The following is an 11826-nucleotide window of genomic DNA, read 5'->3' as shown; positions in this document are numbered from 1 at the left end:
CTAGGCCATCATTATTTTCGCCACAACATAGACAGCATAAGGTGTTACTGCGATGAGTGCGGCTTTAGTGAAAGTAGTGTCTGTCCATATTTTGATACCGACAGTCGCAAGAAAGATGTTCCACAAATAAAAAATATTTAAAGAGTTACCAAGCGAATACCAATAATGTTGCTCAGAGGGAATACTGAGTAATTGGCTCAAAGAGGCATAATGTATTAATTCTGGCCTAAAATCCTGTGCCGGAATAGTAAACAACATAATTAGAAATATTAGCGTCGAAATAATGACAGGGGTCTGCGTCCACAAGGTGAACGTAAACCACTGTTCATAACTTTTCTTCTCTGTGGACTGATCCATGTACATGTAATAAAAGCTCAGTACAGACACCGCCAACAACATGAATATCAACGACATAGCGCTAGCAACATAGCCGGCATAGCCAGAAAGATTGCGGAATATCTGGCCGAATTCTTCTCTCTGACTGGCTGGCAGGTCTTGTATTTCTGCCAGTTGCCTTTGTACCAACCATTCACTATCCACCGTGCTGTAGAAACTGCAATACAACGTAAATATCGCCAGCGCAAGGATGGCAAAAATCCAGCCACCCCACCTTTCGCCATATTTAATCCGTCCAAACAGAGATGTTGGCGATACAAAAACATCAAATAATGAATGTAGTAAGCTCATGTCAGCGCTCCTAATAGACATATCTATTGCTTGATATCATTATCAGCAACTTTTATTTGTTCAGCGGCTTTGCTGGTAAGCCTTCCGGTTGCCGCCCAGCCCAGCAGGCCAAACCATACAATCCAGGAAATAACTGCCGGCACATTCGCTACAAAAATCACTTTCAGGTTGCGTCTGTTTAAAAACAAAGCAACCACGGTTGGAAAAAACCAAACAAATAAAAAGAACAAAGTAAATGCCACCGCCTGAATCAGATTCATACTAGCAAGCTGCGACATCAAAAAATCAAACTGTTGTGTTATGTCCATCGTCAATCCCTCAAATAATTATTTAAAAATAAAATTAATAAAGCCCTGTAAAAATACTTTGGCATAGTCGGCTGAAAGCAAATGGCTATCAAACTTCACATTGATGCCAAACCGGCCATTGCAGCGGAGCATTTCCACAGCAATATCTGTCTGACCACATTGCTGTATTTGCCCATGCAGTGTGACAGGCTGTCCCTGCCAGTGAAGCCTGTCTGTACAACCCGCACCGAACCAGGCCGAAGCCGCAGGCACCAGCAAGGGTTCATGATATGCAAAGGTGGTTTGGGTTAACGCCGCACGTCCGGTGTCTGTTTTCACAGCGGAATCTTTAACCATGCGGCGGTAGGGATAGGCTTTAAATTCCAGCGCGTTCAGCAAAGCTTTCTCTGTCGCTTTAACCCAACTGTCCTGCTGCGAGGTAGCACTCACCCGGATCGGCAACAGGTTTACAAAGTTGCCTATCTGATGTTGCTGTGCACTGTCTCGCAGACAAACCGGCACGCCAACGGCGAAATCCTGCTCTTGGGTTACATGTTGCAGGTAACGGTAATAACAACCGAACAGGTAAACAAAACTGCTTGCTCCACTGGCATTAATTTGTTGCTCCAGAGCATTGCTCTGCGCCTGATCCAGCAACAATGTCAGCCCATCTCCGCGTAATTGCTGATGGGCGTTGTTAACCGTAACGGGTAATGCCAGCGGCTTAACCGCCTGCAATTGCTGCGCCCAGAACGATTTGGCGGCCGCGCTGAAATCTTCATTCACGGCTGACAACGCTGTTGTCGTTGCTACAGTGTGCGCTTTGCCATTGAGTGTGCCGAGGAAGCTTTCCAGGAAAATCTCCATACTTGCTAAGTCGCAGTACAAATGATGCAACACAAACAACAGCGTATAGCCTTGCTCTGTTTCCAATATGTGCAGCTTAACCACTGGCCCAATTAACTTTATAGGCTGGTCGGCCAGCTTTTTCAGCTGTTCGGCACGGCTGGTATCATCCAGGTGCGGCAGTTTTGTATGCTGAATATCCAGCCAATGCTCCAACTCAACAATATCGGTCTGCCGACCTTGTTGACGATAACCGCGACGTAAAACCGGATGCCGGATACCAAGCTCCAGCGCTGCCGCAGCAATGTCGGCGACACTGACAAACTTAGTGATCTCCAAACTCAAAGGTACGTTGTATGCCGTGGTCGCTGGATTTAGTAGTTGCGAAAAGTAAATACCCAGCTGGTTTTCACTCAGCTGCCGGGATGCCGGCGCAGACACTGCGGCATCTACATTGTCATCTGTCTCGGCAAAAGCTATTTTTGCGCGGATAAAAGCCGCCTGCTGTCTGACGGTACGCTTGTGTTCAAAGGCGTCAGACAAACTGAGCCGGACACCGAACTCTGAATAAATGATCCCCAGCACACGAACCAGACGTAACGAGTTTCCACCCTGAATAAAAAAGTCATGGTCAAGGCCGTCGACGGGTTTGCCCAACACTTTAAACCAAATCTTCGCAATTTTAAGTTCAAGTGCATCGGCATCTGCAAGCTGCATTGCCGTTACATCATGCTCAGGCCATACTTGCTGAACAAGCTTTGTGATATCGGCCACTTTTGCATAGCAATTATCAATATACTTCAGACCCAGGCCGGCACTTGCGGCACTGTTTACAGCTGCCACAGCTTGAGACGGCTCTGGCGAATAGGTCAATTGGCTAAGTTCAGCGGTATTTATTTCTGCCTGAAACAGACCATCACTTATAGATACCTTGTCGGCCAATTTGGCATAAAAATTTCTTAGTGGTAAGTTACGCGGTAATTCGCGCCATTGCAGCACAACACTCGATTTGCCGTGGCCGAGACCCCATTGTGCTACAGATGCCAGGAATCGGTGCTCAATACCTTTGCCCAACGCACGGCAACTAAGCAGCAAATTATCCACCACAAGCTGATCGGCGTCTAAGGTGCACACAGCAGCGCCCACCAGGCCATAGTCGCCATATTTATCTTTCACCTGCAAGGTCAGACACTGCCTGGCTGGATCAACCAGCATCGCAGCTAAACCTTGTTCGGTAATAAGCTGTTTGGTGGCATTAAATTGGTTGGTGCGCTCTGTTAACTGCGCAACCCTGGCAAGCTGTGGCTCTTGCAATAAGCTAATTTCAAGCTCTAATTGCAAGCTGGCCAGAAACGCCTCATAAGACTGGCATTGTTGTAGTTCTGCATCACGCTGCTGGTTTGCCAGATACCGTTTTGAACGCTGCAGATCTTCTTCAGTAGCCTTGCCTGTGGTAAATGCCCAGTGATTCATCATCGTCGCCAGTTGCTGTTCTTGCTCTGTGAATTGAAGCACAAGAACCTGAGGCAACGTACCTGTAACTTCTGCCAGCTCGGCAGGGTTGTCGTCGATAAAAATGACTGTATCCAGCCCGATAGAAAGCTGGCTGGCAAGTTTATAAATATTGGCCGATTTCGCCTGCCAATTAGCGCTGATAGCAATAAAATGCTCTGGTTTCAGCAGCATATCTGGCCGGTCCTGAAAAACCTGCATCACATCACTGGCAATATTTTTGCTGCATAACGCCAGCAGTACGCCTTTTTGATACTGCTCGAGCAGGAATTTTTGAAAATTCAGATACTGTGACGACAACGTAATACCCTGAGTACCCTGCTCAGCTACCACGCCGCCCCACAATGTATTATCGGCGTCTACGACGATAAGTTTGTGCGGTGTTTTATCAATGCACAGTAGCTGATGAAACACTCCTCTGCCCAGTAAGCCATACCAAAGCGCACTATATGGAATATCAGCCTCATCCGGCAGCGTTTCGCTAAACAACGCAGCAGTGCTTACAGTCTGGTCGGCCAGTGCCAAAAGCCGCACAGTTGGCAGTTGGTGTAACCAGCCGGGTAATTCAGCCTGTATAGCTGTAGTGATAGAGTGATAACTGGGATCGGCTGACGGGGCCATTACCAGATGCAACTGTTGCCGGCTTTGACTGTTATATTGCAACAAAGCCTGGCGCAAGCCCCCGATATCCAGCTGCATGCCATAATGTTCATAGGTTAACGGGATAGCGGCAACTGCCTGATGCCGTTTCGCTGTTACCGTATACAGACCGGTATTGGACAGTGCAGTTTCCTCTTCGTACTCGACATTAAAACCATGACACGCCAGTATCGCCAAGGCTTCTTCTAACTTGTCACCGACTGGGTCATGCACTTCGAGACAAATTTGTCTGACGCGGGAAAAGTCTTCTGCACTGAGGCTGCGTAAAATACCAAGCTCAGCTTTCTCAGCATCTATTTTTAGTAATCCCACTGTGTTGATGGCATGCGTGCGCATAAACTCAGATAGATTAATTAATGGGCAGGCGATTTCTTCCTGCTGCAACCTGTCCTGCAGCATTGACTCGGTTAAACCATGTAATAACGCCGGATCATCACTTTGCGTCATTTTGCGCACCTGGTTGGCGATGACTTCCCGCAAGGTTTTAAGATCGTCGTCTGCAGCACTAAAGAAGCTGGAGAATACTGACGTTTTGGGATAAAACGAGAAAATCGCTTCGCCGCTGTGCTCTGCAACGCCAGCACAGAATACTTCGACGTCACCGCGCCCCACCGTATTAGCACGCAGACAATCAGCCACCCTGGGCGATGGTTCAAATGCAAAAACCTTTACATTGTTAGCCTGTTGCAGCGCATATAACGAGAACATGCCAATATTGGCACCAACGTCAATAACAACATCATTGTCATTAATCACAATGCCATGGCGGCCGTAGCATCTGTCGACAAAGATTTCCCGATACAGATAATCCGTTTCATACTGATTAACTTGTGCCAGCTGCATGCCATTGGGTAAGTAACTGGTATCCATAGACGCAGCCAATGCCAAAGCCAATGGTTGAGGCTTGATCAGGTCTTGCGGTCGTACTATTAGCACGCGACTATCATAAACCGCGGTCTCAGCAGCTGGCCGGGCCAGAGCATGTCGCCAGTCAATGTAGCTCTCAACCTCCACCTCATAAGGTGAATTAAATGCTGTTCCCAGATAAGTGCTAATTTCTTCTAACGGTGCCAGAGTAAAATTACCCTGCACCAAGGCAGAACGACGCACACCTTGTGACAACGGACAAAACTGTACGCCTTTGGCGAGAAACACCACCTTGCCGGCGGTGTCAATCGCCCGCACATCAGCTTTTATCAGGCTGGCGCTTTGTTGTAACAGCTCCACCTGTACCTGTAAGTTGGTCGTTAGCTTGCCATTAAGCTGACATTTTTCAATCCGCATCAATACCTGAGCCGTATTCGCTTGCTCTGCGCTTGCCAGTAGAACGCTATGCAAACAGGCATCCAGAATATGTAGCGGCAAACGCTGCTGTCCGTTAAGATGAAACTGGGCGGACAAACCATCCTTGCGCATATCAGTTAACAATTTGTAGTGACCCGCAAACTGGTTACCAAGCTGCCACAGAGCATCATAAGCCTGTGCTGCAGTGTGCTTGCCTGGCGTTAACTGCCAGCAGCTTGCTGCTAGCGCTTCGGCCGGAGCCCCCAATCTGTAACTGGCGACAACCTGTTGTTTGTGCGTTATCTGCTGCTGTCTGGTAACAGGATCATGTACAAGCTGTATTGCTGCTGTCGCATCCAGTTCAGACTGAAATAACGGCAGCAAAAATTCAATTTGTTCCAGTGTCTGGGCAGCTCCAGTTTTATTGCCAAAAGCTTGCTGCAGGTAATATGCCCCGGGGACAACAACTTTTTCGTTAACAGCGTGCCCGCTAAAAAGCTGATCACCAACTGTCTGAGTAAATGTTTCGTAAGCCATAACCGATACTCCTTATCCTAATATTGCGCCAGATTGCCCAGCCGACGGGCGCGTAACACCGATGAGCTAAACATTAAATAACCAACAACCAAATACATCAGAGCGCTAAGCATGGAGTAAAGATGAGGTATACCCAGTGAAGTCACGCTGCCCACCATCATTACCTTTAGCTGTGCAGCAGAAGAGGTTATCGGTAACAAATAACCCAGCGCCTGACCTGTTTCAGACCAGGTATCAAAAGGCAGCACCATAACAACGATAAGAAGCAGCTGCAGTATTGCAATAAAGCCCATCGCTTTTTTAGCAAGCAAGGTTATCGACGCGGTCATCAAGCCTAATCCGATACCTGTCAGCACTGATGCCATGATCGGCACGATAGCAATAAGCGGATAGTTCAACTTAACCCCCGACACCACTACCACTATTGCCAGCGTTAACATCGTGATTAAAAAATTAACGCCAAGATTGGCAAAAGCGCGAATCATCACCAGGTTAGGCATCTTTAAGCGGGCCATAAAGAGTTGCTCTAATGTGCCGGTATCAGCCTCCCGCTGTATTTCGCCGCTTAAACCCGCGAAAACACCGATCACCAGGATCCAGTTGACATACATCACGACTGTCGTATCCAGCCGGTCACCAAACTGGCTCTTACCGTTGGCAAGATATTCAGCGCCATAAAACAAACCACAAAACAAGAACAGCAACATAAAAATCGCTGCCAAAGCATCCATTGGATAACGCTTAAATAGTTTCCATGCACGGATAAACTCAATCCAGAATAAGCTCAACATGTTGTGCTCCTTGCGTGTTTCAAAAACACTTGCTCAAAAGAAGGTTGTTGTTTGGTCAGGCTAACGATATTGGCTGGATTAATTGCCGCCAGTAGTTCCGGCAGGACACGTTGATCAATAGCACTGAAGCAATTATCGGCAATAGGCAACTCATGCCGCTGCGCGACGCTTTGTAACTGCGGGCATTTGCTATCTTCAACAACCAACTGATACTGATGTGAGGCTTCTTGCTGTAGCGACTTCGGATTGATATCGTCAGCGACAATTTTGCCATCACGTATAATGGCTACCCGATCGGCCAATCGCTCCGCTATAGCCAGCTCGTGCGTAGTAAATAAAATCGCCACGCCCTCGGCTTTCAGTTTCTGTAGCGACGAAATCAAGAGTTGAGTATTGTCGTAATCTATACCCAGTGTCGGTTCATCAAGCAGCAACAACTTAGGTTCCTGCATCATGGCCACCGATACGGCTAGCCGCTGTTGCATACCCCGGGACAGTTTCTGTGCAAAAACTTCCGCCTTGTCTGCCAAGCCAAAGAATGTCAGTAGCTCTTCGGCGCGGCTTTTGGCTTTTTTGATAGATAAACCACGCAGCACACCGAAATATTCCAGATTTTCTCTGGCGGTCATACGGGAGTATAGATTGCGATGACCATCAAGCAGAGCGCTGACATGCAGAACGCCGGCCTGCTGCCCCTGTGCGGTTTCAATACTGCCGGAGTCCGCTTCTACCAAACCGGCAATAATTTTGATGGCGGTGGTTTTTCCTGCACCGTTTAACCCCAGAAAAGCGAGAATTTCGCCGGGACGAATGTCAAAACTGACATCGTCCACCGCTTTTACAGTGTCGCTACCACGCACATAGTGTTTAACAATATTTTTGATATGAAACACGGTTAGCACTCCTTCTGCACGTCAATAATCACTTCGCGGCAACCATTTAGGCGCTCAGCCTGAATACCCCGGCTATGACAAAACTGAATAAAGTTATTAGATTCGACGATGGGGCCAGAATGTTCATCGTAAGAAATGCTGGAGATGTAGGTTAACCAGGGCTCCATGCCCATGGCATACAGAAAAACCTGCTTGGGAGAAAACTGCTCGATAATACCCCGCGCCCGCTCACTGTCAGAGCCGTTCAGACGTCGCGACTGATCCATTTTCCGGTCTAGCGGTTTCGGATAAAGCGGGCCATACAACCAGGACATTGGAGCACCCGACGATTCCATGCCGATGAAGATATAATCAATATCGCCAACCATTCGGTGTAAATGCTGGTACATCTTAGGTTCAATGTTGTTTGAATCTGCAGCACACAGTATTGTCTTACCAAAAAATTCAAAGAAGAACGCCAGCTTTGAACGGATATGTAAGTCGCCGTGCTCACCAAAGAACGGCAGACCTACCATACGGCCATTTGGCAGTGACAACTCATCCATTTCATCCATTTCGATGACGTTGTCAAAACCAGCAGCTTTTAACACAAAGCGTAGCGAGGGGTCTTGCAGGGTACCGCCGTTGTTTTTTGGCACCACGATAGTGCCTATTTTGTGACGGATCTGCAGCAAGGTTTCAAACATCACGTGGTCCTGATGGCTGTGCGTAAGCACCACGTAATCAAGGCGCTCCGGCAAGTCCATATAGTCGTAACGCTCTGACGCATTTGGGAATTTATAGCTGATAAGCGGATCGGTCATAATCGTCACGTCCGGCGTCTCCAGCAACACTGTTGCATGGCCAAAATAGCGGATGCGTACGCCTTGTTCCGGCAGTGCAGCCGGTTTTGCCGGTGCCTGGGTAGTAAAGAATGAATACAGCAATTCGGTTTGGTTACTGTCCAGTTTGAAACGTTGAGCGATTTCATCACAAATACTTAGCGCACCTGCCTCGTATTTCATGCGGAATAAACGGTCCACCAAAGGGTCATTAAACGGCAGCGGCAGGTTCAGCTCGTCGTCGTTCGGAAATCGGGGAGTGCTGAGTACAAAAGAGCGGTCATCTCCATGAATAAAAGATAACTGAACAGACTGCAACTCAGGTTTGTAATATTCACTGGCATAAAGTAATGGCTCTATCAAACGGATAGAAGGGTTGTTGTTAAGGTCATAGCCCAACTCAACATAGCCTTTTAGCCGTTCTGGTATACGCTGATACAATTCCGCCATCGAATAACCTTGCGCTTCTTCGGTGAGCAACGTATTTAACTCGGTAAGAGCGGCCGATATTTCGATCAGGTCAGCTACTTTACTGCGGGTAAAATTAACCAGATTGGTCACTTTTTCGATACCACCTGAGTAATCCATAAAAGGCCCACCACGCATGGCCGGGTTTTTCAACGCCGCTTTATGAATGTGTGGCGCCTGTAAATAAGAGTCGAGTATGCGCAAATGCAGTTTCGCGGTGATACAGCCGGCTGTGACTGGTTGCAGCAATAGCGGCCAGGCATACCATTGGTTCCATAGAGGTTCAACTTTGACATTTGCACGAAGATAGACTTGTTGGTTCATTTGATTTCTCCTTGTATTTCCATTTCGCCAACCGACCGAAGCTCTAGCTTAGTTTTTGGTCCGGTTTGCAGTTCTTTTGGTTGTTGCATCGCCCGGCGGATCCAGGCGTTAATGATGGATGTATTAGGTTGATGTACTATGTTGTGATGGGTTGCGTTGAGTTCGATAACCTGGCAATGCCCGGAAATCTGACGTAAATGGCTAAGACATGCAGCCTTATCATTATCGGTACCGCCTTGCCCGGCGGCCGAAAAATATTGGATCTTGCTAACATGCGATGCCGTATTGGCTTGATAGTGGCTTAAGTTATAAACACCCGACCAGACCACTGTCCGTTGTTGTTCCAAACTAAGCCCGGTAGCCTGACACAGCTCGGCAAGCTGATGTTCTTCATCAAACAGCTGCCAGTCAGCCGGCGTGAATAAGTCAGGCGTCCAATCTTGCAGTAGCGACTGAGTTACCTGATCTGGCTGTGGCCAGTAGCTGTCCAATAGCCCCAGATATGCCACGGCAGCATCATCGCGGTGCAGTTGCGAAGCGATCTCCAACGCGATAACGCCTCCCAATGACCACCCCAGAATGTGATAGGGTCCTTCGGCTTGCACTGCCCGGATCTGTTGCAGGTATAAACTGGCCAGTGTTTTCAGGTCACCATCAGCCACAGTAAACTCACTGCCGGCAACCAGAGGATGGCAAATACCGAACACGGCATTGGGTAAAGACCAATCCTGCATTAGCTGCTGATAGCACAGTGTATCGCCACCCACAGGGTGAACAATAAACACCGGCTTTTTTGCATCACCATCTTTAAGCAGATGACAAATCTGTTGCTGTGCCAGCACACCTGACTTGAGTAAAAATGCCTGCTGGGTCAACAGCGGATTAGCAAATAATTGCTGCACCGTGACATCCTGCTGCCAGCGCTGTTTGATCGCTTGACGCAATCGTATTATCAGTAATGAATGGCCACCGAGCATAAAGAAGTTGGCATGCCGGCTGATTTGCCCGACACCCAGCAGTTGCTGCCACAACTGCGCCAGGGCCTGCTCGGTTTCGCCCTGCGGCGCCTCGTACTCTCCCGCCTGCGCCTCTACCGGCGGCAACGCCTTGCGGTCTACCTTGCCATTGGCCGTCAGCGGAAACACCTCCAACGCCATCCAGTACGCCGGGACCATATACTCCGGTAACCGCTCTGACAGCCGCTGACGCAACACATCCGCACTCACGCTCTGCTCTGCACGGTAGTACGCCACCAACTGCTTGCCCGCCGCCGTGTCCTGCGCCAGAACCAAGGCTTCGGCTATCCCGTCCTGCGATTGCAGCGCACTTTCTATCTCGCCAAGCTCTATGCGGTAGCCACGCACCTTCACCTGGAAGTCATTGCGGCCCAGATATTCCAGCTGGCCGTCTTCACGCCAGCGCACCATATCGCCCGTGCGGTATAGCCGTGCACTGCTGCCAGCCTCACCCGCCACATAATACGGGTTGGCTATAAAGCGCTCTGCCGTCAACTCCCCTTTATTCAGATAACCCCGCGCTAAACCCGCGCCACCTACATACAGCTCACCACTGACTCCCACCGGCACTCGCTGCTGTTGGCTGTCCAGCACATAGGCGTAGCTATTACTCACCGGCTTACCTATAGCATGGCTTTTTGCCTGCAAATCAACACGCCCCGAGGTGGCAACTACCGTGCATTCTGTCGGACCATAGTTATTTATGACGGCAAAGGGTAACGCCGGTATATCCAGCATCGGCAGAACATCCCCCCCAACCAGCAGGTATTGCAACCGCCCTGAGACAACGTCTCTGTGCTGCATAAATTGCACCGCCAGCGGTGTCACCAGGAAACAATGCGTTACGTCCTGCTCTGTCAGGCAACGCCACAGCGCTTGCGTATCCAGCACCTCTGCGCTGGTCAGCTGCACTATCCGGCCTCCGGCTAACAAGTAGGGCCACACTTCCCAAACTGACGCATCAAAGGCAATATTGGCGGTTTGCGTGGCGACAGAGTCCTTATCAACACTAAACGCTGCTATATGCCAGTGGCACAACGCCACCACATTACGATGCTCTACCATCACGCCTTTGGGCGTACCGGTTGAACCTGAGGTGTATATCACATACGCCAGTTGCTCTGGCTGACACACCAGGCTCAGGTTGTCATCAGCATAACCTGCCAGGCTGGCCTGCACCGCCACACTGTCCAGTTCAACACGGCTGTGCAGTGGCAACCAATCAGCCGCCTGATTTTGTAGCGTTAACACTGTGCCAAGCTCAGCATCGGCCTGCATCAACGCCAGACGCTCCTGCGGATACTCCGGGTCCAGCGGCACATAGGCACCGCCTGCCTTGAGCACCGCCAGTATCGCCACTATCTGCTGCGGGCTGCGCGGCATACAAATACCCACCAGCGTTTCACTGTGTACCTGGCGATCTGCGCGCAGATAACGCGCCAAACGGTTGGCTTGCGCATTTAACTGCGCATAACTGAGCTGCGTATCACCTTGCACCAGTGCCACTGCCGACGGGCTCGCCTGTGCCTGCTGCTCCACCAACTCATGTAAGCACCCCTGCGGGTACGCCGCTGTCGTACCCTGCCACGCCGCCAACTGCGCCTGCTCCTGGGCGCTGAGTAACGGCGCCTGCCCCAGCGGCAACGCCGGAGACTGCACAAGCGCTTGCGCAAACACCGCAAACTGCTCTGCCATCCGCG

Annotated in this window: 7 protein-coding genes; all 7 read right to left on the bottom strand. The window is 49.6% G+C overall.

Features of this window, described 5'->3' with window-relative positions; genetic code table 11:
- On the bottom strand, window positions 1-687 hold the full coding sequence (locus tag ACYVIC_RS04280) for a YIP1 family protein (RefSeq protein WP_460857588.1): 687 nt from the start codon (window positions 685-687) through the stop codon (window positions 1-3).
- A gap of 23 nt (window positions 688-710) precedes the next feature.
- Window positions 711-968: a superinfection immunity protein gene (locus ACYVIC_RS04275; protein ID WP_460857587.1), complete on the bottom strand. Its 258-nt coding sequence runs from the start codon at window positions 966-968 to the stop codon at window positions 711-713.
- 45 nt (window positions 969-1013) lie between these two features.
- The gene (locus ACYVIC_RS04270) at window positions 1014-5813 is read right to left on the bottom strand and encodes an FkbM family methyltransferase (RefSeq protein WP_460857585.1); all 4800 of its coding nucleotides are present in this window, start codon (window positions 5811-5813) and stop codon (window positions 1014-1016) included.
- A 17-nt stretch (window positions 5814-5830) separates the two neighbouring features.
- Window positions 5831-6604, bottom strand: a complete 774-nt coding sequence (locus ACYVIC_RS04265; protein ID WP_460857584.1) for a hypothetical protein — start codon at window positions 6602-6604, stop codon at window positions 5831-5833.
- The gene (locus tag ACYVIC_RS04260) at window positions 6598-7497 is read right to left on the bottom strand and encodes an ABC transporter ATP-binding protein (RefSeq protein ID WP_460857582.1); all 900 of its coding nucleotides are present in this window, start codon (window positions 7495-7497) and stop codon (window positions 6598-6600) included. Before ACYVIC_RS04260 ends, ACYVIC_RS04265 begins: the two co-directional genes overlap by 7 nt.
- 2 nt (window positions 7498-7499) lie before the next feature.
- Window positions 7500-9110 (bottom strand): MBL fold metallo-hydrolase, encoded by a 1611-nt coding sequence (locus ACYVIC_RS04255; protein ID WP_460857580.1) that lies wholly within the window; start codon window positions 9108-9110, stop codon window positions 7500-7502.
- Window positions 9107-11826 (bottom strand): non-ribosomal peptide synthetase (locus tag ACYVIC_RS04250; RefSeq protein WP_460857578.1); only part of this gene is annotated, 2720 nt, incomplete at its 5' end. The genes ACYVIC_RS04255 and ACYVIC_RS04250, both read right to left, overlap by 4 nt.

Source organism: Rheinheimera gaetbuli (genome assembly GCF_054781935.1).
Note: the sequence above shows the minus strand (reverse complement) of the source record. Positions and strands in the feature narration are given on the sequence as shown.